A 22,393-nucleotide genomic window follows, 5' to 3' on the forward strand; every position below is an offset into this window, starting at 1 on the left:
TTTATATTTTGTTTTGTGTTTGAGTTATTAAAAATCAATTGAAGACAGCAGCACTTATTCCGGCCCGTTATGCTTCCACCCGCCTTCCTGCAAAATTGATTCAGGACTTAGGCGGGATATCTGTAATCCAAAGGACTTATGTCAGTACTTTAGCCACAGAGGTTTTTGATGAAGTGTGGGTAGTGACTGATCATGAGTTGATCCGAGAGCAGATTTTGGATCTTGGCGGAAAGGTTTACTACAGCCGAAAACCTCATGAAAGTGGTTCAGACCGCATTGCAGAGGCTTTGGAAGTTGTGGACGCTGATTTGATTGTGAATGTGCAAGGGGATGAACCTTTCCAAGATGCCAAGTCCTTGAGAGATCTCGTTCAGGCTTTTGAGAGACCCAAAGTGAAAATGGCTTCTTTGATGTGCCGGATTTCTGAGGATGAGTCTTACAATCCCAATTCGGTGAAGGTTGTCTTGGATGCACAAAGCAATGCGATTTATTTTTCCCGATCTCCCATTCCGTTCAACCGTGAAAAAATGGAAGATTTGGTGTACTGGAAGCATATTGGAGTGTATGCCTACACCCGTGAACTACTGCAAGAATTCACCTCTTGGCCAAAAGGTCATTTGGAGCAAATAGAAATGCTTGAGCAGCTTAGACTTGTGGAGAGAGGAGTTAAAATTAAAATGGTGGAAACTAATCACCAAGCAATCTCCATTGATACCAAAGAAGACCTGGAAAGGGCGCGAAATTTCTTGAAGAGTATTTTATAATCAAGACCTAAACCTCCAAATATTTTTTCATAAGTGTTTTCAGGTAAAGGATTTAGGATTAAAAAGTTGTTTTGAACAATATGAATATCCGCAATTTCACCACAATCCAAAATTCCTTTGGTTTGGCGGTCGGAAGAATGAAGCTATCTAAAACTGAACTTCAAATGGGATTTTATTACTAGTGTTAGGCTTACTGGGAAGAAATTGGATATACATTGAATTTTTAGAATTCCCTATTTTAACGCTTGCACTTATTTCCTTTAATTTACTTTTCTAGCCTTAAAGGACTACCTTAAAAGGAATTCATTATTGAACCCAGACCGCTATGAAAAAACGAGCAACAGGAATAGGAGGTATTTTTTTTAAGGTAAAAGACCCAAATAAAACCAAGGAATGGTATCAAAAACATTTGGGACTTAACACAGACCAATATGGTACTACCTTCGAATGGAGAAGCAGTGAAAGGCCTGAAGAAAAAGGTTTTACGCAATGGTCTCCCATGAAGGAGGACACGGATTATTTCAAGCCTTCTGAAAAGGACTTTATGATCAATTATCGGGTCGAAAATCTGGAGGAGCTGGTGCCAATTCTAAAGGAAGAGGGAGTTCAGATTCTAGACGAAATTCAAACCTTTGAATACGGCAAGTTTGTCCATATTCTAGATCCAGACGGCCATTCGATTGAGCTTTGGGAGCCGGTGGACCAGATTTATGATGATTTGACCGAGGGTAGGACGAAGAGCTGAAAATTAGAATCAAGAATCAAGAGTCAATGGGCAATTGGCAAAAGGCAAGAAGCAATCCTGATTGCTAGCTGGGTTTCGATTTTACTTCAAATTCAATTTATTTTTGATCTGGCAGACCTTAGGAAGCCATCGGAACCAATAACCGACAACTGACATCCGACAACTGACATCCGACAACCTACAACCTAGAACTGACTGATTATCCATCCTAATACCAATAGGAATAGTAACAATCCCAATACCAATTTCCAGGATCCACCTTTGGCTTGAATTCTTTTAAGTGTTCGAAATTGGATAGATTCATTCAACTGGTCAGGATCTGATGTTTCTCCTGTTCTAGCCACTGTTGCGTCGAAGGAATTTTTTCGAATTTTTCCCAATTTGTGATTCTCTTCAAAAGATTGTTTGCCCTGTCTGCTGAAACCTATACCTCCTGTCATAACCTTAAAATTAAATTGTAAGTTAATGATTTCATATCAATTGGAAATGGATATTTCTCTACAAGACTACATGGATATCCTAAAGGATTCCGGATTGGGTGCGAGAAGACCGATGAATGATCTGGAATTTCTCAATAAGGTAATTCAAGGATCAAATCTGGTGGTGACGGCTCGGGAAAAAGGAAAACTTATTGGACTGCTTAGAGGATTGACAGATCACTGCTATAGAACCTTTGTGGCAGATTTGGCGGTAGTAAAAAATTATCAGCGAAAAGGAATCGGCAAAAACCTCTTGGAGTTTACCCAAAATTTAGCTCCTGAGGCTAGATTATTCCTTTTTTCAGCAGAAGAATCAGAGCCGTTTTATCAAAAGTTGGGTTTTGAGTTGCATCCCCGATGCTATCAATTGAAAAAGGAGCGCTGAGCTAGCCCCGTTTTCAATTCCTTAATTAATGCTTTATCTTTCTTAAGCTTCTGTTTTGGAAACCATATAGTGATTTTCCATTATAGATAAATTGAATAAAGCGAGTCAAGCCCTGGTCTCGTGTTTTAAACCCAAATTCAAAAAAATAATCTAAGACCCATGAAATTCAAGGTATTATTCATCTTCCTGTTGATTTCCAGTTTTTCTATTGCTCAAGAAAACAAAGAAAAAGAAATCCCAAAGGCTCAAGTTTTTGAATCTAAGCAATCGGTCAGCATTGATGGAAAAGTAATCAATCTAAACGCCAAGGCGGGAACGCTTCAGTTGAAGGATGAAAACAATAAGCCGATTGCGCTTTTTGGATTTACGGCCTATTTCAAGGAAGGGGCAGGGAAAGAAAGACCCATTGTCTTCGCTTACAATGGCGGGCCAGGCTCATCTTCTTATTGGTTGCATATGGGAATCATTGGTCCAAAAAGGATCGCTGTAGATGATCCCAACTACAATCAGGCTGCTCCATATCAATTGGTGAATAATGAATTTTCGATCCTGGATGTGGCCGATGTGGTCATGATGGATCCGGTAGGTACGGGCTTGAGTATCCCGATAGGGGAGGCCAGTGGAAAGGATTTTTGGGGTGTAGATCAAGACATCCGAACGGTAAGCTTGTTTATCATGCAGTTTCTTAAAGAACATGGTCGCCTAAATTCCCCCAAATATATTCTTGGAGAAAGCTATGGTACCTTTCGAAATGCAGGGGTGATGAACTACTTGTTGGATAAAGGATATGCTTTGAATGGAGTGATCATGGTCTCTGCAGTTTTTGATTTAAGAACCCTATTTTTTGCCCCAAATGAGGACCTTCCCTACATTGTTTATTTGCCTACCATCGCGGCTACCAGCTGGTATCATGACAAAGTGGCCAATAAAGGAAATGATCTCCCAGCCTTTGTTCAGTTGGTAAGGGAGTTTACCGAAAATGAATATGCTCCGGCCTTGTTCAAAGGGAATAAAATTTCCTCAGCTGAAAAATCCGCAATTGCCAAAAAGCTTCAAGATTTCACGGGAATTTCGGCGGGAACTTGGGAAAGAGCAAACCTTAAAATTACTGCTAATGAATATTATCAGGAATTGTTGAGGGATAAAGGTGAGACTGTAGGCCGTCTGGATTCCAGATACAAAGGAATTAATGTAGATCCAATGTCTATGTCGGCATTTACAGACCCACAGAGTGATGCTATTTCACCTGCCTATACCATGGGATTTTTGGATTATTACCATGGCAGTTTAGGCGTGAGTAAAGATTTGCTTTATGCTACTTCAGCTTATTCCAAAGAAGGATTTAAATGGGATTGGAAGCATCAGGGCAATAATTTCTGGGGAGCAGATGCCGCTGTTACCACCTTGCCAGACATGACGGAAGCCTTGAGCAAGGACCCTAATGTAAAAGTATTGATCATGAACGGCTATTACGATTTAGCGACTGTTTTTCATGGAGTCGAGCATTCCATTTCCAGAATGGAACTTCCCCAATCTGCCTTAGATCGAGTGATTATGACTTATTATGAAGCTGGTCATATGATGTATACCCATCTTCCCTCGGCAAAGCTGTTTCGCGAGGATTTAAAGAAATTTATCCTAGACACCCAACGAAAATAACTATGAAATCTAGAACTTATCACCCACTCAAAAGTTCCTTAAAAGCCATTCTACTCGGGCTTGCGATTTTCACTTTCGCCTGTGCTGAGGCTCAAAAGCCAAAGTCCTCGAGTCTATATTTCCCTCCGGTAGATTCTGAGGAGTGGGAGAAAAAACCACTTGGAGAATTAGGATGGAATCAAACCGAACTGGCAGAATTTTTAGCTTGGTTATCCACCCAAGACACAAGAGCCTTGATCATATTGAAAGATGGCAAAATTGTCGTCGAGGAATATTGGGGAAAGAAATTGACAGGCCTAGGGGATATGGATCAGGCTTCACTTTGGTATTGGGCTTCTGCAGGCAAAACGCTCAGTTCGACAATGATGGGAATTGCTCAACAAGAAAATTTGCTTAGTACAGCTGATCTTACTTCCAAATATCTGGGAGAAGGATGGACAGCTATGAGCAGTTCCCAAGAAAGGGAAATCAGATTGATTCATCATTTGACCTTTACAACGGGCATTGACGATAAGGTGCCCAATTTGGATGACAGAGACCCTTCTTCATTCAAATACCTTGCAAAACCAGGGACTCGCTGGAGTTATCACAATGGAACCTATACCATTCTAGATAAAGTATTGGAGAAAGCTTCAGGAAAGTCATATCAGGCTTTTTTTGAGGAAAAGCTGGGAAAGAGAATCGGAATAAAAGGTTTTTGGCAGCAGACAGGAGATAATAATGTTTTCTATTCCGATGCACGATCCTTTGCCCGATTTGGTTTATTGTTGCTCAGTAAGGGCAATTGGAATGGAACACAGATTCTTGATCAAAAATATTTTGAAAAGATGACTCAAAGCTCTCAGGACATTAATTTAAGCTATGGATATTTGACCTGGCTCAATGGAAAAAAGTCTTATATGCTTCCAGGGATTCAGGCCACACTTCCGGGTTCTCTGATTCCTTCCGGACCATCGGATATGTTCCAAGCTTTGGGAAAGAATGGTCAGTTTCTGATGGTGGTCCCTTCCAAAAATTTGGTGGTTATACGTATGGGAGGAGCTCCAGGAGATTTGCCGGTACCTTACCTACTAGCTAGGCAGATGTGGGATAGACTTTCAAAAATTATCCCTTAAAAATATTTGGGAAAATAGGCAGAGATTTTTTCCAAGGTAAGTGGCTTTTCCAAGAAGCCACTTACTATTTCGTATCCTTCAGCTTTTTGGCGATCCTGAAAATCTATCGAACTGGATAGAATCAGGATTTTATCCCTTCTTTCCGGGAAATGCATTAGATATTTTTCCAAAAATTCCCATCCGTTTACCACGGGCATATTGATGTCTAAAAAAATCAGGATATTGTTGGAGAGCGGTTCTTGACTCAATCGGTTTAAGGCTTCCTGTCCACCTAAGAATTCTTCAATTTTTTGACTAATTCCTGTTTTGCCCAGTAATCTTTTGTTAATCAGATTATTTATAGGGTCATCGTCCACTAAAAATATGGCGTCAAATTCGGACATTCAGGTAATTTAAAGGCGATTGAGATTACTTCGATCCAAAATACAACTATTCCTCGTCAAAGGTCAAGGCTTTGTTGGATTTTTCCATCAATATTGTTTCTAAATAGCATAAAATAAAAAAGGGGACCAAATTGGTCCCCTTTTTACTATGAATTGGATCGGTTAGAATTACATCATTCCGCCCATTCCTCCGCCGCCCATTGGAGGCATTGCAGGAGCATCTTCTTTTACATCAGCTACCACACACTCGGTAGTCAATAGAAGCGCAGCGATAGATGCAGCGTTTTCCAAAGCCAATCGGGTTACTTTAGTAGGGTCGATTACACCTGCCTCGAAAAGATCTTCGTACTGATCAGTTCTAGCATTGTAGCCAAAGTTTCCTTTGTTTTCTCTGATCTTGTTGATCACTACAGATGGCTCACCGCCAGCATTGGAAACGATAGTTCTCAAAGGAGCTTCGATCGCAGTTCTAATGATATTGATACCAGTGTCCTGGTCATCGTTAGAGCCTTTCAAAGTATCAAGGGCAGAAGCAGCTCTTACCAAGGCCACACCACCACCTACTACTACACCTTCTTGTACAGCAGCTCTGGTAGCATGCAATGCATCATCTACTCTGTCTTTCTTTTCTTTCATCTCTACTTCGGTAGCAGCACCGATATATAAGATAGCTACACCGCCAGAAAGCTTAGCCAGTCTTTCCTGAAGCTTTTCTCTGTCGTAGTCAGAAGTAGTTTTCTCGATTTGAGATTTGATCTCAGCAATTCTGCCTTTGATAGCAGCAGCATCACCAGCACCGTTTACCACCGTAGTGTTGTCTTTGTCGATGTTGATTTTCTCAGCTCTACCAAGCATGTCAACGGTAGCATTCTCCAGTTTGAAACCTCTTTCTTCAGAGATCACAGTACCGCCAGTCAGGATAGCGATGTCTTCCAACATTGCTTTTCTTCTGTCACCGAAACCTGGAGCTTTTACAGCAGCCACTTTCAAAGCACCTCTGATTTTGTTTACGACCAAAGTAGCCAAAGCTTCTCCGTCCACATCTTCAGCGATGATCAACAAAGGCTTACCAGACTGAGCCACTGGCTCCAATACTGGAAGCAATTCTTTCATGGAAGAGATCTTCTTGTCGTAGATCAAGATGAATGGATGATCCAATTCAGCTTCCATTTTCTCAGTGTTGGTCACGAAGTAAGGAGAAAGGTAACCTCTGTCAAACTGCATACCTTCTACAGTCTTCACTTCAGTCTCAGTACCTTTTGCTTCTTCCACAGTGATCACACCGTCTTTTCCTACTTTGTCCATCGCGTCGGCGATCATCTTACCGATTTCCTCGTCGTTGTTTGCAGAAACGGTAGCAACCTGAGCGATTTCCTTGGAAGTGGAGATTTGCTTGGAATTGTTTCTCAATTCATTCACCACAGCAGCTACAGCCTTGTCAATGCCTCTTTTAAGGTCCATTGGGTTAGCACCAGCTGCCACGTTTTTGATTCCTACGTTGAAGATTGCCTGAGCCAATACGGTTGCAGTAGTAGTACCGTCACCTGCATTGTCAGCAGTTTTGGAAGCTACTTCTTTAACGAGTTGAGCTCCCATGTTTTCGATTGGCTCAGCCAATTCGATTTCTTTTGCTACGGACACACCATCTTTGGTGATTGTTGGTGCTCCGAATTTTTTGTCAAGGATGACATTTCGACCTTTAGGGCCCAAAGTTACTTTTACTGCATCTGCCAATGCATCTACGCCTTTCTTCAATTGATCTCTGGCGTTGGTATCGAAAAACAGTTGTTTAGCCATGTTTTTTTAAATTTTCAGTTTGATGATAAATAATTAAAGGATTGCGAAAATGTCAGATTCTCTCATGATGAGGTAATCAGCGCCATCTACGCTGAGCTCTGTACCGGAATACTTTCCATACAAAACAGTGTCTCCTACTTTTACAGTCAAGGGTTCATCTTTCTTGCCGTTTCCTACTGCTACTACAGTTCCTCTTTGAGGTTTTTCTTTCGCAGTATCCGGGATGTAAAGGCCGGAGGCTGTTTTCTCTTCTGCTGCAGCTGGTTGTACCAGCACTCGGTCTGCAAGAGGTTTGATGTTCACTTTTGACATAGTATGTAATGTTTAAGGTTAGATTAAAATGCTATTCCCCAATTAGCACTTCCTATGCCAATGGATCGATATACCGAGTTTCTGCCAAATCGGCCGTAAATGTGTGCCATTTGCGGGTTTTACCTTTGATTTTTTCGCTCCTGATACTGCCAAATTTTCAAAACTGGCAGCAAAAAATGTCAGAAATCCGTATTTTATCTACACCATTAATCCTACACAACCCATGAAAACTTTACCAAAAAACTGGATCACCGAAGGCTTGATAGATTTCGAGTACAAAAAGTATCAACTCTTGGCTTATCTCCAATCCAACGAAAAGGAATTCAAAGCCGTCAAGCTATATCCCGTATTGGGAGATCTGATCGAGCATCATCGGACTCTGCAAGAACTGGATTCCGGGAAGTCCGAGCTGAAAAATCTATTTCCCAAAGCACTTAACGGGATCGATCTTCAAAATGCACAGTTGAAGTATGAGTCCAAGGTTCCTGAGGGAAATATCATGGAGGAGATCGCTCAAATCACTGCTTTTGCCTTGCCCAAATTGCAAGGCCAAATAGAGGAGGGGAAGTCGATTTATGATTTTGTGGAGGAGCAAATTGAGTTTGAACCAGTAGGGATTTTACCGATCTATAACCGGGAGGGCTATGTGTTGCTGACGCAAGAAAAGTCCTCTGAAGTTCATGCCTTCCGATACAAGTCCAATTTTCTGCAACTGGCAGGGGAGAAGTTCCGAAGCATCAGCTTGTGGTTAGTGGGAGTATTTCAGCGTACGCTCGTGAATACCTTGGAAAAGCTCAAAATGCATTTGGTCAATGAGATCAAAGAATTGCCCAATCCAGCTACCTGGAGGCTGCACAGTCATTACTCATTTCCAATGGAGGAGACTCTGATTCCGGTGGGGAAAAGACTTCTTATCCGTTCTGTGAATGAATAGACTTACTTCTCCATGACCATAGCTTCGGGGTTCTTTTCTTCTGTGAAAAGAACCTCTTTCTTTCTCTCTAGCTGTGATTCTTCCCTTTTTTTGATGATTTCTGCTCCAGGTTTGTCGAAAAGGATTTTCCAAGCCTCCTTGAAGGAATTGGCTTTTCTCAAATCCTGAACAATATCTCTCCATTCATGAAATACCAAGTAAATCGGGTTGTATGAGGTGACCGGTTTGGTGATTCCATAAGTAGGTCGTTCTTTTTCCGGCATAAAGGTTCCAAACATCCGATCCCAAATGATGAAAGTTGAGCCGTAGTTTTTGTCCAGATAATGCTCATCACTGGCATGATGAACCCGATGGTGGGAAGGGGTGGTGAAGAAATATTCAATCACCGGATGAAGTTTGGTGATGTATTCGGTATGGATCCAAAACTGATACAAAACCGCGATCTGATGGCAAATGAAAAAGACAAAAGGGTCAAATCCCATCAGCATCACCGGAACAAAAAAGATGATTTTAATATGCTGGGTCCAGCCCAATCGAAAAGAAACGGAAAGGTTGTACTTCTCAGAGTTGTGATGCGTGATATGAGTTGCCCACCAAAACCTTTGCTCATGTGCAACCCGATGTGCCCAATATCTGGCAAAGTCTATTCCTATAAAACAAAGGATAAATGACCACCAAGTCGCAGGAATCTGAAAAGGTGAAATATTATAACAGAAGATAGCTATACCAAAGGTCAGTAGCTTTATGGCAGCACTTAGCCCGACATTGACTAGGCCAATGGTGGTAGCTGCAAGGAAATCTTTGGTATTATAAGCATCTCGTTTTTGGTAGATACTGATTCCCCATTCGATAAACACCAGGAGAAACATTACGGGGGCTGCCCAAAGTATGATGTTTGGCCAGTTTTCGATCTGGAGATCTTCCAGACGTACAGGTTTTTCAAGCATAAATTTTTCCGGTAAAATGATTACAAAAAATCAACACAAAGCCAGACTCGACCGGATTCGGCATCAATTCTGAAAATTTAAGATAACAAAAAAAGTCTGCCCAAACGGACAGACTTCTTAAAATTTAAGAACTCTTTGGAATTAGTTGCCGGAAGTAGTGTCTTCTTCGGTGGTTTGAGAAGGCAATACACTTTCAGTTTCTCCGAAAGCAGGAGCGACTACTTGTTGCTTGGCACTTTCAATGTTAGGAGAAGAAAATTGATTTGGCTGGCTGGTCGTGTAGAATGCAGAAGATGCCAAAGAAAGAACGAGGATAGCTACTGCCAAGATCCAAGTTGCCTTTTCCAAAACATTTCCGGTACGGGTCACACCCATAATTTGGGAAGCACTGCCTCCAAAAGCTGCACCAGCTCCACCTTTTGAGTTTTGGCCAAGAATTACTAGAATCAGCAATACTGCCAAAATCAAAATCACGCTAATTAATAAGGTAAACATATCGAGTTAATTATTCTTTCAGTTTTTCAATCAAGTCCGCAAAGTAAGTCCTTTTATCGGGAAACTTCAAACTCAATTTTTCATAAATTTCTATCGCCTTGTCCTTTTTGCCCTGCTTGATCAGGATTTTTGCAAAAGACTCAGTCATAAGGTTCTGGTTGAGCTTGGTACTTGGCTCCGCTAGATTTTCGGTGTTCTGATTGGCCTCAATTTCCTTGATGGTGGCCAATTTGATGTCTTTTTTGCTAAATGCCTTGATCAGATCTATTTGTTCCTGCTTTTTTGAATCCAGAATTTCCTTTTTGTCTTTTCTCCGGATGGATTCGATCAAATCGTCTTGGGGAACCTTTCTTTTCTTTGGCTTAGGTTTTGGCGCTTCTGCTGGAACCTGTCCTTTCAACTGATCGCCCAGTTTCTTCAGAGACTCTGTCCGCTGAGTTTGGTTTTTGGAAATGTCTGTCTCTTCTGGAAGTAGGTCTTCCTGAACTTTGGTTTCAATAATTTCCTTGGATCCCAGTGGTTTTTCCAAAAAGGATTTCAGCCAAACCCGGTCAGGACTGGTGAGCGCCGCAAAACCCAAATGCTGCGATTTCTTATCTGGATTTCTCAAAAACTCATATCGGGCGGCCAAAACATGGCTGATCTGGAAATAGGGGAAATTTTCCTGAACCTTCCTGAGTTGGAGCAAATCCGCTTTTTCGAGCTGATCTGCACGCTGGATAAGGTCTAGAATTTGGCTGGCGTTCATGTTTTGAATATAATAAAATTACCAGTTGGCCACCGTCGCAGTGAAAATATCCTGGATAATTACCTCGAAAATATCTTCCACCAAATCGTTTTCCACATCCAAGAGGGTAGTAGTCCTCGGGTCATAGTCTTTGAAGAAGCTGAAAGTTCTCTTAGCGCTTTCCTCCTCATTGGTGGTATTGACATAGTCCACTTCAATGGCAATGGTCAAACGCATCAAGCCAGCACGATCGGGGAGATTGGGATCTCCGCTGGATACCGCCGCTTGGGGCGTAAGGGTGTAACGGGAGATTGCCCCTGAGAATTGTAGATCTCCATTACTTCGGACCAATTCAAGCTGAGTATTCCTCTGGTAATACTCCTTGATGGCTTCCGTGAATCTTTGTTCCATATTGGCAGGACCTCCTCCGGAATCATTGAAAAAATTATCTACCGAGAAGGTCTTTACCAATTCATAGTTGATGTTGGTTCCTGTAAAGCTGTATTTCACCGAACAGCCCTGAAGAGTCAGCAAAATGATGAAAAGTAGCATGTAAGTTTTACTCAATCTCATACTGCTTGATTTTTCGGTAGAGGGTTCTTTCAGAAATACCCAAGTCCTGCGCGGCATACTTTCGCTTGTTATTGTGCTTTCTCAGGGCTTTTAGAATCATTTCTTTTTCCTTTTTCTCAAGCGAAAGGGAATTATCATCTTCCTCATGCTGAATGTCTTCAATCAAATCATCTTCGTAGTCCACCTCATCCATGGAGCCGGATTTTTGTGATTCTAGAACGAAGGGAACCTGATAAGGGCTGGAGGATTCTGAAGATTCCTTGGAAGAAACATTGGAATCTAATTCTTCAAATAATCCCTGGTGCTTTTGCATGATGCTGGCATTCAGTCCTCCGCTTTGGAAAGATTCCAATACCAGTTTTTTCAGGTCATTCATGTCCTTTTTCATGTCGAAAAGGACCTTGTATAAAATGTCTCTTTCGGAAAAATCCATGGATTCTCCGCTTCCAGAATGGGGAAGAGGCATCGGGAGTCTGTTCGAAGAGTTGTCCCTTGGAAGGTATTTGGATAAAGTCTGGGCGTTGACCTCTCGATTTTCTTCCAACAGAGAAATCTGCTCAGCAAGGTTTTTCAGTTGGCGGATATTTCCAGGAAAGGAAAAACGCATCAATAGATTCTGGGCAGCCGCATCCAAGGAAATCGGCTTCACGTGGTATTTTTCTGAAAAATCTGAAGTGAATTTCCGGAAAAGCAATACCACATCTTCCCCTCTTTCCCTTAATGGAGGGACAAAAATCGGAACGGTATTCAGACGGTAATATAAGTCTTCCCTGAACTTTCCTTTTTCAACGGCTTTGATCAGGTTGACATTGGTCGCTGTGATCACCCGGACATTGGTCTTTTGAACCTTGGAAGATCCTACTCGGATAAATTCCCCGTTTTCAAGGACGCGGAGCAACCTTGCCTGGGTTCCCAGAGGCATTTCTCCGATTTCATCCAAAAAGATCGTTCCACCATCAGTCACTTCGAAATAACCTTTCCTCGCCTCATGAGCACCAGTGAAGGAGCCTTTTTCATGGCCGAAAAGCTCAGAGTCAATGGTTCCTTCAGGAATAGCTCCGCAGTTGATGGCGATGAATTTTCCGTGTTTTCTCAGCGACAGAGAATGGATGATTTTAGAAAAACTCTCCTTTCCACTTCCACTTTCCCCAGTAATCAGCACCGTCATATCTGTGGGAGCTGCCTGCATGGCCACTTGAATGGCATGATTGAGCAGGGGAGAATTGCCGATAATCCCAAACCTCAGCTTGACACTGTGTATTTCTTGGGGTGTGATCATGAAAAGCTGGGATTGATTTCCAATACCTCGCCGAATAAAGTGGCTGGCGAGCATTCGGTGATTTTGACTTTGACGTAATCGCCGATTTGTAAGCCTTCAGCAGGGACAATCACCACCTTGTTGGCGGAATTTCGGCCTTTCAATTCCTCCTTTGACTTCTTGGAAGTTCCTTCAATAAGGATAATCTGTTCCTTACCCAAATCGAGTAGGTTTCTCTTATGGGAAAGCTGATGTTGCTTTTCGATGATTTCTGCCAGTCGGCGTTTTTTGACTTCCAAAGGAATGTCATCGGCGTATTTTTTTGCCGCCAAAGTGCCGGGACGCTCGGAGTAGAAAAACATATAGGAGAAGTCATACTCCACGATATCCATCAAGCTGAGGGTGTCCCGGTGTTCTTCTTCTGTTTCAGTGCAGAACCCAGCAATCATGTCTGAAGAGATCCCGCATTCTTCTCCGAGAATTTCCCGGATCGCTCGTACTCTGTTCAGATACCACTCCCGGTCGTAAGTTCGGTTCATGAGTTCCAAAACCCTGGAGTTACCGGATTGTACTGGCAGGTGAATGTATTTGCAGATGTTGTCGTACTTCTTCATCGTATGAAGGACTTCATCGGTAATGTCTTTTGGATGAGAAGTTGAGAACCTGACCCGAAGCATTGGGCTCACTTGGGCCACCATTTCCAGCAAGTTGGCAAAGTTTACCACCTGACTGACACCGTCCTCTTTTTTGTTGAGTCGGGCTTTGTTGTTTTCTTCAGGAGACCATTTGTAAGAATCAACGTTTTGGCCCAAAAGAGTCACTTCCTTATAGCCTTTGCTGAACAAATCCTGAGCTTCAGCGACAATAGAATGGGGGTCCCGGCTTCTTTCACGTCCTCTTGTAAAAGGCACCACGCAGAAGGAGCACATGTTGTCACAGCCTCGCATGATGGAAATAAATGCGGTGACGCCATTGGAGTTTAAGCGTACCGGAGCTATGTCCGCATAAGTTTCTTCTCTGGACAGGAATGTGTTGACGGCTTTTTGGCCTTCCTCAGCCACAGCCACCAAGTTGGGAAGGTCGCGGTAAGCATCAGGCCCTACCACCACGTCAACGATTTTTTCCTCCTCAAGTAATTTTTCCTTCAATCGTTCTGCCATACAACCTAAGACCCCAATGGTCATCTCGGGCTTGTTTTTTTTGACGGCATTGAAGTGATTTAATCTGTTTCGTACGGTTTGTTCTGCTTTTTCCCGGATGGAGCAGGTGTTTAGGAAAACGACATCAGCTTGATGAAAATCAGAAGTGGTGTCAAAGCCGTTTTCCTTCATGATGGAGGCTACGATTTCGGAATCGGAGAAATTCATCTGACAACCGTAGCTTTCGATGTAAAGCTTTTTGGTTTTTCCGGTATTCTGGTCAGGGGTGGTTTTGAAATCACAAGCCTGGGCTTCCTCAGCGGAGATAATGTCGATATCTTTAATCAAATCCATATTCGGATAAATCTTCTATTTGGGTTTGGCTGGAAAAGATTCCAACCTGAATTGATTGATTCAGGTTGCGAAATTACGAAAATGCGGACAAAATGGCAGAGTTGTTTATTTTATTTATTCTCTTTCGAAGGGGATCCTCAACTGCTCTCCAAAATGTTCCTGTTCTTCGGTGATATTTAAATTCGAAATTCCAAGCCCCAAAAGCCGGACAGGCTTGGGCACTGCCTCTTGATTCAATAAATCCTTTCCGATTTCCCAGATATTCTCAGGCTCAGGATATTGATCCAAGGTTCTACTCCTTGTCTGCTGGGAAAAGTCTGAATATTTCAACTTAAGGGTGACTGTTCTTCCTTTGATCCCGCTTTTTTCGATCCTTCGGATGAGTTCTTCGAAGATGGGTCTGAGATTATCTTCCATTTCGGTGACTGTTATCAAATCCTTTTCAAAGGTATTTTCAGCACTCAGAGATTTTCTTACCCGATGAGGCTGCACTTGGGAGAGATGAATTCCCCGGACTATGTTGAAGTAATGCAATCCCGACTTTCCGAATTTCTTGGTCAAAAACTGCAGGGAATACTCTTTCAAGTCTTTCCCAGTATGGATTCCCAGCTTTTGCATTTTCTCAGCAGTGACTTTCCCGATACCAAAGAATTTCCCGATGGGTAATTTCTCCAAAAATGCCTCTGCTTCTTCTGGGAGGATTACGGCTTGTCCGTTTGGTTTATTAAGGTCAGAGGCGGTTTTTGCTAAAAACTTATTATAAGAAATACCCGCAGATGCATTTAGACCGGTCTTTTCTTTGATTTTTGCTCGGATTTGACGGGCAATGAGGATGGCGGATTTTAATCCTGCTTTGTTTTCTGTCACGTCCAAAAATGCTTCATCCAGGGAAAGTGGCTCGACCAAATCGGTGTATTCATAGAAAATCTCCCGAATCTGAAGAGAAATCTCCCGATAGCGTTCAAATCTGGGTCTTGCGAAAATCAATTGGGGACATTTTTTGGCTGCCAATGCAGAAGACATGGCGGAATGAATTCCGAATTTTCTGGCTTCATAACTCGCCGCGGCGACCACCCCACGGGCTTCATTGCCGCCGACAACCAGTGGTTTTCCTCTCCATTCCGGATGATCCAACTGCTCCACAGAAGCATAGAATGCATCCATGTCCACATGAATGATTTTTCGGATTGAATTGGGATTGTCTGATTTATTTTCCAAGGAGAAGCTCGATGATGGCTTGGGCTTTCAGTGCACATTCCTCATATTCCTGCTCCGGAGAAGCATCGATGGTGATTGCGCTGCCCACTCCAAAATAGAGTTTTTTTGCCTCCAAATCAGCAATAATGGAGCGGATCACCACAGAAAAATCAAAATTCCCCTCTTCATCAATCCAGCCGAAAGCACCTGAAAACCATGCTCTCTTAAAATTTTCCTCCCGGTCTAAAATCTTCATGGTGATGATTTTAGGTGCCCCAGTCATGCTTCCCATCGGAAATGTAGCCTGGATAATTTCCTCCAAACTCACACCTTCCCTAAGCATTGAGCTAACAGTGCTGATCATTTGAAAAACTCGAGGCAGGGGATATATTCCAAAAAGTTCTTCCACTTCCACAGAGCCGGTTTCTGAAACCCGAGCCAGGTCGTTTCGCATAAGGTCTGTGATCATGAGATTTTCAGCCCTTTCTTTTTCGCTGGATGAGAGTTTCTCTCGGTTGCTTATTTCACATTCTGGAGAATTGCCTCTACTGATAGTTCCTTTTATCGGCTGAGCAATAAGTTTTTTCCCGGTTTTCTTGATAAATCTCTCCGGAGAGGCTGATACCAACCACTTAGCTTCTGCCTTAAATAGGGAAGCGAAAGGCATAGGGGAAAGTTGATTGAGTTTTAAATAAGCTGCAATGGGATCCCAATTCTGAAACTCTCCAAAATAGGCCTGACAGAAATTGGCTTCATAGGTATTTCCTTCCAGGATCTCCTGCTGAATATTTTGGATATGATGGATGTATTCGTCTCTGGAGATTTGTGGAAATACTTTACAGCGGATGTTGGGATTTTCAGGAAAAGAGATGCTTTCAATTTCCTTCAACCAATCTTCCGGAAAAGGAGCTGAAGTGGAAAAACCCTGACTTTGGATATTTAAGAGCCAGTCAGCTTTAAAAAAACAGAGATCAGGAAGTTCTAGGATAGCAGGATTTCTGCTTTCCAACTTTTCGATTTGGTTTTTGAAATCATAGCCTATAATTCCTGCCCTGAGGAATCCCCCTTCCCAAATGGATTTCTCATCCAATTCTTGATGTCCCAAAAACAAAAACTCCCCAAACGGCTCGTGGAGATAGCTGTAATCATTTCCGGAGCAAAGGGCGAAAAATGGAAATTTGCGATCTGCCCAATACAGGATTTTTTGCTTCCAATCCTGGTTCTCAAATCTGTACTCAAACTCGAATGTCTTCTTCACGGCACAAAAAAAAGAGGAATTCCTGAGAATCCCTCTTTTGATTTATTGTGGTAGTGTGATAGCTGATTATTCTCCTGCAGTCAGGTCGATGACCAAGGAAACAGTGTTATAAATAAACTTATCTTTTGCTTTGTCAATTACGTCAGCTTCATTTTGGTATTGAAGACCCCAATCAGTTCTGTCGATATTAAAACCTGCTTTAGCAGTCAATTTTCCATTTTCTAGGGATACAGCTGCAGGGAATTTGATGTTTTTGGTAGTACCCCTCATCGTCAAGTTACCGCTGATCCAATGAGTTGGATTGGCAGGAGCAAGCTCAGATACAGAGGATGGAGTGAAATCAGATTTGAATTCTTCTTTTCCAGTTACCACATCACCTGCAGCGAATGGCTCAACTGAAGTGATTTCGAAGGTAGCAGTTGGAAAGTTGGCAGCATCAAAGAAATCAGGAGACAAAAGATGCCCGTGAAGTTTTCCATGAAATTCAGATCCTGCTTCCATATCCTCGATAGTCAAGGAAGGAATGTCGAAAGTAAAAGACCCGCTGATAATTTGATTTCCTGCTACGGTCACCTCACCTGCTGTGGTAGGGATTTTTCCGAAATGTTTTCCAGATGGCTTATATCCAGTCCAGGAAATTGCAGTTGCTGCAGGCTGAATTGCCAAAGTTTGTCCTTCTCCTTGAGCTACTTCCTGAGCATCAGTAGTTTCTACTGTGTCGGCTGGCTTGGAACAAGCAAAGGTCAGCACGGCAGCTGCCAAGAATAGTCCAATTTGTTTTGTGGTTTTCATAATTGATTTGAAGAATTGTGAGTTTAGGATTTAAATGTATATACACGAAACTGAATTCTAAAAAAAAAAGTTGCAGGCGGAGTAAAATTTTTAATTTTCCGACTCAATTATTTTCAAAAAGACAATTCGAAAGGATGGCGTTAATCATGGAAGTGCGGGGAAAAAGACCGCAGCTTGGAGAAAAATGTTGGTTGGCTCCCAATGCTACAGTGGTAGGGGATGTGAAAATGGGGAATAACTGTACCGTCTGGTTTAATGCCGTCGTGAGGGGAGATGTTCATGAGATCAGAATTGGTGACGACACCAATATCCAAGACGGAGCAGTGATCCATTGTACCTATCAAAAAGCTCCCACTTACATCGGAAATCAAGTCTCAATCGCCCACAATGCGATTGTCCATGGGTGCACAATTCATGACCGGGTATTAATAGGAATGGGAGCCATTGTCATGGATGGGGCAGTAGTTCATTCTGATGCTGTGATCGCGGCTGGGGCGGTGGTTTTAGCAGGAACTATCGTAGAGGCAGGATCTATTTACGCTGGAATGCCCGCCAAGAAAGTAAAAGATATTGGGCCTGAAATGAAGGAAGTGATACTTCGAACTGCAAGAAATTATCCGATGTATTCTACCTGGTTTTCAGAAGAAAAATAAATGTCCTCATGAAGGGGAAAATTATTCTTTTAAAAATAGTTTGAACAGATTTGATAAACGTATATCTTAATCCTCAAATGTTTTTAAAATGAACGCTTTGATAAAGTCAGTATCCGAAGCAAAAGTATTGGTGATTCTGGGGATTTTATTTATTGGATTTAATCTATTGATCCCATTTTTTCTTCCAAAGGATCAAGCTTTGGATTTGAGGTTTGCTTATTCGGTGGAGGAAGCCACTTTCTTGATGAACCAATTGACAGTAGATCAAATCTCAGATTACAAATTCGGTTTGATGGCTTTGGATATGCCCTACCTGATCGCTTATTCCTTATTATTTGCAGGGATATTATTCAAGCTTTGGGGCAGTTCATTTTTGATATATGTTCCCTTTTTTGCTGGATTGGCGGATTTCATTGAAAATCTGGCTGTTTTTCAAGTTTTAGATGGCTTACCCAAAGCTTCCGAAAGCTGGATTATATTCGCCTCAGTATCGACCACGGCCAAATGGATTTTTGTTGCAATTCTTATTACCGGGGTTCTGGGTGGGGTTTTTAGAAAGTTATTATCCAAAAAATCAGTTATTACTGATTCCCAAGAAATCAAAATTTAATTTTTTATTGATAAAGGCTTGATTCATCTTCTTTTCAATATCCTGATTTTTGAGTAGTATAAGATTCGGTTCACAAACCGAACAAAACCTACACTCGAAAATCATGAAAGAAGAATATTTTAAATGGTACTCCCCAAATGTGAACCGGGATGTACAAATGTTGGTTTTTGGCCATGCCGGATATCCGGTGATACTTTTTCCCACTTCCAAAGGATCCTTCCATGAAAATAAAGACATGGGTTTGGTCGGATCTGCCCATTGGTTTCTCGAGCAAGGCCTGATCCAGATCTATTGTCCGGACAGCAATGATGCCCTGAGTTTTTATAATAAAGGGGCTCATCCTCATGAGCGGATCCAAAATCAAGTGGCCTACGACAAAATGATCTGCCATGAAATTGTCGAAAGGGTAAGACTCAACACGGCTGGGGCCAAAGTAGCAGTGGCTGGATGTAGTTTCGGAGGATATCATGCGGCCAATTTTGCTTTCCGGCATCCCGGATATGTGAGCCACATGTTTAGCATGAGCGGTGCTTTTGACATTCGAAATTTCATGGATGGCTACCAGCACGATGACATTTTTTACAATAGTCCCTTGGAATATCTTCCTGGCCTTCAGGACTATGAGCTTTGGAATATGAGAATCATCCTGGGCACTTCTAACTGGGACATTTGCTATGATGCCAACTTGAAGCTACATAATGCCCTAAAGCAAAAGAACGTAGATCATTGGCTGGATGTCCGTCAAGATAGGCCACATGACTGGCCTGTGTGGAGGGAAATGTTCCCACATTATTTGTCTACCATCAAATTTAACTAACTTATACTAGATCAATACCAAACATTTTAACCATTAAAATCATGAAGAAAATCGGGATACTTTTTGGGATGGAGGATACTTTTCCCCATGCCTTTGTCGAAAGAGTGAATGAAAAGGCCGAGAAAGGGATAGTTGCTGAACCCGTGAGAATTGACAAGGTAGTGCAGAATGAATTGACCGAATATGCAGTAATCATTGACCGGATATCTCAGGACGTACCTTTTTACAGAGCCTATTTGAAAAATGCTGCGCTTACCGGCACTGCAGTGATCAACAATCCGTTCTGGTGGAGCGCAGATGATAAATTCTTCAACAATTGCCTGGCGGATCAATTGGGAGTGCCTCTTCCAAAAACGGTCATTTTACCTTCTGCCCAGCATCCTACGGACACGACGAGCAAATCCTTCCGTAATCTTGCAGCCCCTTTGGATTGGGAAGGCATTTTTGGGTATGTGGGATTTCCAGCCTATATGAAACCCTATGCAGGCGGCGGTTGGAAAAATGTCTATCGTCTCGAAAACAAGGAAGAGTTTTTTCAAAAACACCCTGAGACAGGACAATTGGTGATGTTGCTCCAGGAAGAGATCGTTTTTGATGAGTATTTCAGAGTGTATTGCTTGGGAGGAAAAGCAGTCAGGATCATGGAATATGAACCCAGAAATCCACATCACCTACGCTATGTAGTAGACAAAGCTCCAGCATCCAAAAAGCTTCTTGCCACCGTGAAAGATTATACCATAAGACTTTGCCAAGGATTGGGCTATGATTTCAATACTGTGGAATTTGCTGTGAGAGATGGAATACCCTATGCAATTGACTTTGGAAATCCTGCTCCGGATGCTGATGTGAATTCTGTCGGTCAGGCAAATTTTGACTGGGTGGTCGAAGAGTCCGCCAAAATGGCCATTGCCTATGCAAAAGCCCAAAAGCCGGGCAAAATGAACCTTACTTGGGGTACATTTATGAGAGGGGCAGTTGAGTCAGCAAAAAGATTTTAAACCGTAATTATGGCTCAGACTACCAAAAAGCTTCCAAAATTCACTCTGGGAGTGGAGGAGGAATACATGATCATTGATCCCAAAACTAGGGATTTGAGATCTCACATGTCAAAAATAGTCGAAGGAGGTAAGATCCAGCTGCGAGAGCAAGTCAAGGCCGAGATGCATCAAAGTGTGGTGGAAGTCGGTACCAATATATGTGAGAACATTGCTCAGGCTAGGGAAGAGGTGTCCTTTCTTCGGAAGAAAATCGATGAATTGGCGAAAAGGCAGGGCTTAGTGGCTGGAGCATCCAGTACGCACCCTTTTGCAAAATGGCAGGATCAGGAGATTACCGATGATCCCAGATACCATACTATTGTCAATGAACTAAAGGATATCGCCAGATCCAATTTGATTTTTGGGCTTCATGTTCATGTGGGGATTGAAAGCAGGGAAATTGCGCTTCAACTGATGAATCAAGCCTGTTATTTCCTTCCGCACATTTACGCTTTGACAGCTAATTCACCATTCTGGGAAGGAAGGAATACAGGATTCAAGGCATTTAGAGCCAAAGTTTTTGCAAAATTCCCGAGAACTGGACTTCCTGAATATTTCGATTCGGTCCAGTCTTATGACAACTTTCTGGAGATTCTGGTGAAGACCAATTGCATCGATAACCCCAAAAAAATCTGGTGGGATCTGAGAATGCATCCCTTTTTCAGCACGATCGAGTTTCGGATCTGTGACATGTGCCTGACTGTGGATGAAACAATTTGTATCGTAGCGATCATTCAGGCAGTGGTAGCCAAACTGTACAAGCTACTGATGAGCAATACAGGTTTTAATGTCTATCGAATTGCTTTGATCCGGGAGAATAAATTCCGTGCTGCCAGAAATGGAATCGACGGATTGCTGATTGATTTCGGGAGAAAAGTAGAGGTGCCAACCAAAGAATTGATCATGGAATTGTTGGACTTCATTGATGATGTAGTGGATGAGTTGGGAAGCAGAGATGAAATCAATTATGTGCACAAAATCCTGGAAAATGGTACCGGTGCTGATCAGCAGCTGGCCGTTTTTGAAAAAACAGGAAGTCTGGAAGCGGTCGTTGATTTTATAACTTCCAAGTTTACGGAAGGGATCTGAGGGAATTTCTAACTTTGGGCCAGAATATAAACCGACTTGACACGTGCCGAAGAAAAAAATACAGCTGGCAATATTGGATATGTATGATGGTGAGCCCAATCAGGGGATGCGCTGTATTCATGACATTTTATCCCGATTTTCCGATCGAATTACCTGGAAGGAGTATGATGTCAGAGGAAAAGCTGAAATCCCGGAATTGCTGGAATATGATATATTCATTTCCACGGGAGGACCGGGGAATCCATTGGAAGGTGATGGCAACTGGGATCAGAAATACTATGATTTCTTGGATCAGATCTGGATTTGGAACCAAAATCACTCTCAGAAAAAGCATCTATTGATGATCTGCCATTCTTTTCAAATGGCCTGTAAACACTTTGGATTGGGGCAATTGACCAAAAGAAAATCCACCTCTTTTGGAGTGATGACCATTCATAAGACTCCGGAAGGAATGAACGACCCGCTCTTTCAGGATTTAGCTAATCCATTTTGGGCGGTCGACTCCAGGGATTATCAGGTGATTCAGCCAAACCTGCGAAAATTCAAGTCTCTGGGGGCAAAAATCATCGCTCTGGAAAAAATAAGAAACCATGTGGAATACGAGCGGGCGATTATGGGAATCCGGTTTGGAGAAGATATCGTCGGCACTCAGTTTCATCCCGAAGCCGACGCTGTCAGCTTTTTGGAGCATTTGAAAAAACCCATGGTTCGTGAAAAAATCATTGAACTGAAAGGAAAAGCCAAATTCAGATCCATGCTCGAAGATTTGGTGGATGAAAATAAGATTTATAAAACCAACGAGACCTTGATTCCGAATTTTTTGGAACAGGCTCTTCGTAAAATCAAAAATTCCCAAACGCCATCCTTGACCTGA

Annotated in this window: 24 protein-coding genes; 12 read left to right on the plus strand and 12 right to left on the minus strand. The window is 42.3% G+C overall.

Translation table 11 applies throughout. The features are described from left to right. Positions 1-38 precede the first annotated feature (38 nt). The 5 genes from kdsB to G458_RS0116470 all read left to right on the plus strand — a co-directional run bounded on the left by kdsB (position 39) and on the right by G458_RS0116470 (position 5,147). Positions 39-764, plus strand: a complete 726-nt coding sequence (gene kdsB, locus G458_RS0116440) for a 3-deoxy-manno-octulosonate cytidylyltransferase (RefSeq protein WP_026952858.1) — start codon at positions 39-41, stop codon at positions 762-764. 325 nt (positions 765-1,089) lie between these two features. Further along, entirely contained in the window at positions 1,090-1,509 is a 420-nt protein-coding gene (locus G458_RS0116450) for a VOC family protein (RefSeq protein WP_026952859.1), read from the plus strand. A 465-nt stretch (positions 1,510-1,974) separates the two neighbouring features. Beyond that, on the plus strand, positions 1,975-2,373 hold the full coding sequence (locus G458_RS0116460) for a GNAT family N-acetyltransferase (RefSeq protein ID WP_026952861.1): 399 nt from the start codon (positions 1,975-1,977) through the stop codon (positions 2,371-2,373). Positions 2,374-2,532: 159 nt separating this feature from the next. Continuing rightward, the gene (locus G458_RS0116465; RefSeq protein ID WP_026952862.1) at positions 2,533-4,032 is read left to right on the plus strand and encodes a S10 family peptidase; all 1,500 of its coding nucleotides are present in this window, start codon (positions 2,533-2,535) and stop codon (positions 4,030-4,032) included. A 2-nt stretch (positions 4,033-4,034) separates the two neighbouring features. Then, a complete protein-coding gene (locus G458_RS0116470) occupies positions 4,035-5,147 on the plus strand; it encodes a serine hydrolase domain-containing protein (RefSeq protein ID WP_026952863.1) in 1,113 nt (370 codons plus the stop codon). On the opposite strand, the gene G458_RS0116475 is transcribed toward G458_RS0116470, so the two are convergent. The 3 genes from G458_RS0116475 to G458_RS0116485 all read right to left on the minus strand — a co-directional run bounded on the left by G458_RS0116475 (position 5,144) and on the right by G458_RS0116485 (position 7,639). Further along, positions 5,144-5,530 (minus strand): response regulator, encoded by a 387-nt coding sequence (locus G458_RS0116475; RefSeq protein ID WP_026952864.1) that lies wholly within the window; start codon positions 5,528-5,530, stop codon positions 5,144-5,146. The genes G458_RS0116470 and G458_RS0116475 overlap by 4 nt on opposite strands. 168 nt (positions 5,531-5,698) lie before the next feature. Next, entirely contained in the window at positions 5,699-7,327 is a 1,629-nt protein-coding gene (groL, locus tag G458_RS0116480; RefSeq protein ID WP_026952865.1) for a chaperonin GroEL, read from the minus strand. Between the two features lie 33 nt (positions 7,328-7,360). Beyond that, positions 7,361-7,639, minus strand: a complete 279-nt coding sequence (locus G458_RS0116485) for a co-chaperone GroES (RefSeq protein WP_026952866.1) — start codon at positions 7,637-7,639, stop codon at positions 7,361-7,363. Between the two features lie 223 nt (positions 7,640-7,862). Between G458_RS0116485 and G458_RS0116490 the strand changes: the two genes are divergently transcribed. After that, on the plus strand, positions 7,863-8,573 hold the full coding sequence (locus G458_RS0116490) for a hypothetical protein (protein ID WP_026952867.1): 711 nt from the start codon (positions 7,863-7,865) through the stop codon (positions 8,571-8,573). Positions 8,574-8,575: 2 nt separating this feature from the next. Here the strand turns inward: G458_RS0116490 and G458_RS0116495 are convergent, their stop codons facing one another. From G458_RS0116495 to G458_RS0116535, 9 genes are all read right to left on the minus strand, one after another. Beyond that, on the minus strand, positions 8,576-9,520 hold the full coding sequence (locus G458_RS0116495; RefSeq protein ID WP_026952868.1) for a sterol desaturase family protein: 945 nt from the start codon (positions 9,518-9,520) through the stop codon (positions 8,576-8,578). A gap of 141 nt (positions 9,521-9,661) precedes the next feature. After that, entirely contained in the window at positions 9,662-10,015 is a 354-nt protein-coding gene (secG, locus tag G458_RS0116500) for a preprotein translocase subunit SecG (RefSeq protein ID WP_026952869.1), read from the minus strand. A gap of 10 nt (positions 10,016-10,025) precedes the next feature. Then, on the minus strand, positions 10,026-10,763 hold the full coding sequence (locus G458_RS0116505; RefSeq protein ID WP_026952870.1) for a hypothetical protein: 738 nt from the start codon (positions 10,761-10,763) through the stop codon (positions 10,026-10,028). 18 nt (positions 10,764-10,781) lie between these two features. Then, a complete protein-coding gene (gene lptE, locus G458_RS0116510; protein ID WP_026952871.1) occupies positions 10,782-11,315 on the minus strand; it encodes an LPS assembly lipoprotein LptE in 534 nt (177 codons plus the stop codon). After that, on the minus strand, positions 11,302-12,594 hold the full coding sequence (locus G458_RS0116515; RefSeq protein WP_026952872.1) for a sigma-54 interaction domain-containing protein: 1,293 nt from the start codon (positions 12,592-12,594) through the stop codon (positions 11,302-11,304). Before G458_RS0116515 ends, lptE begins: the two co-directional genes overlap by 14 nt. Continuing rightward, positions 12,591-14,066, minus strand: a complete 1,476-nt coding sequence (miaB, locus tag G458_RS0116520; RefSeq protein ID WP_026952873.1) for a tRNA (N6-isopentenyl adenosine(37)-C2)-methylthiotransferase MiaB — start codon at positions 14,064-14,066, stop codon at positions 12,591-12,593. Before miaB ends, G458_RS0116515 begins: the two co-directional genes overlap by 4 nt. A 114-nt stretch (positions 14,067-14,180) precedes the next feature. Then, a complete protein-coding gene (gene dinB, locus G458_RS0116525) occupies positions 14,181-15,284 on the minus strand; it encodes a DNA polymerase IV (protein WP_026952874.1) in 1,104 nt (367 codons plus the stop codon). Beyond that, positions 15,274-16,521 carry an anthranilate synthase component I family protein gene (locus tag G458_RS0116530; RefSeq protein WP_026952875.1) on the minus strand — a complete coding sequence of 416 codons (1,248 nt, stop codon included), beginning with the start codon at positions 16,519-16,521 and terminating at the stop codon, positions 15,274-15,276. The genes dinB and G458_RS0116530 overlap by 11 nt, the downstream gene beginning before the upstream one ends. A 66-nt stretch (positions 16,522-16,587) precedes the next feature. Next, positions 16,588-17,313 (minus strand): YceI family protein, encoded by a 726-nt coding sequence (locus G458_RS0116535; protein WP_026952876.1) that lies wholly within the window; start codon positions 17,311-17,313, stop codon positions 16,588-16,590. 134 nt (positions 17,314-17,447) lie between these two features. Here G458_RS0116535 and G458_RS0116540 point away from each other — a divergent pair, with 134 nt between their 5' ends. The 6 genes from G458_RS0116540 (at position 17,448) to G458_RS0116565 (ending at position 22,393) form a co-directional block, all read left to right on the plus strand. After that, positions 17,448-17,966, plus strand: coding sequence for a gamma carbonic anhydrase family protein (locus G458_RS0116540; RefSeq protein ID WP_026952877.1), 519 nt, complete (start codon positions 17,448-17,450; stop codon positions 17,964-17,966). A gap of 88 nt (positions 17,967-18,054) precedes the next feature. Then, entirely contained in the window at positions 18,055-18,576 is a 522-nt protein-coding gene (locus G458_RS0116545; RefSeq protein ID WP_026952878.1) for a hypothetical protein, read from the plus strand. Positions 18,577-18,679: 103 nt separating this feature from the next. Beyond that, a complete protein-coding gene (locus G458_RS0116550; protein WP_026952879.1) occupies positions 18,680-19,393 on the plus strand; it encodes an esterase family protein in 714 nt (237 codons plus the stop codon). Between the two features lie 41 nt (positions 19,394-19,434). Next, entirely contained in the window at positions 19,435-20,391 is a 957-nt protein-coding gene (locus G458_RS0116555; RefSeq protein ID WP_026952880.1) for an ATP-grasp domain-containing protein, read from the plus strand. Positions 20,392-20,400: 9 nt separating this feature from the next. Then, positions 20,401-21,519: a carboxylate-amine ligase gene (locus G458_RS0116560; RefSeq protein WP_035468396.1), complete on the plus strand. Its 1,119-nt coding sequence runs from the start codon at positions 20,401-20,403 to the stop codon at positions 21,517-21,519. A 43-nt stretch (positions 21,520-21,562) separates the two neighbouring features. Further along, complete coding sequence (locus G458_RS0116565; protein ID WP_026952882.1) at positions 21,563-22,393, plus strand: type 1 glutamine amidotransferase; 831 nt, start codon at positions 21,563-21,565, stop codon at positions 22,391-22,393.

Source organism: Algoriphagus mannitolivorans DSM 15301 (genome assembly GCF_000429425.1).
Classification (GTDB): domain Bacteria; phylum Bacteroidota; class Bacteroidia; order Cytophagales; family Cyclobacteriaceae; genus Algoriphagus; species Algoriphagus mannitolivorans.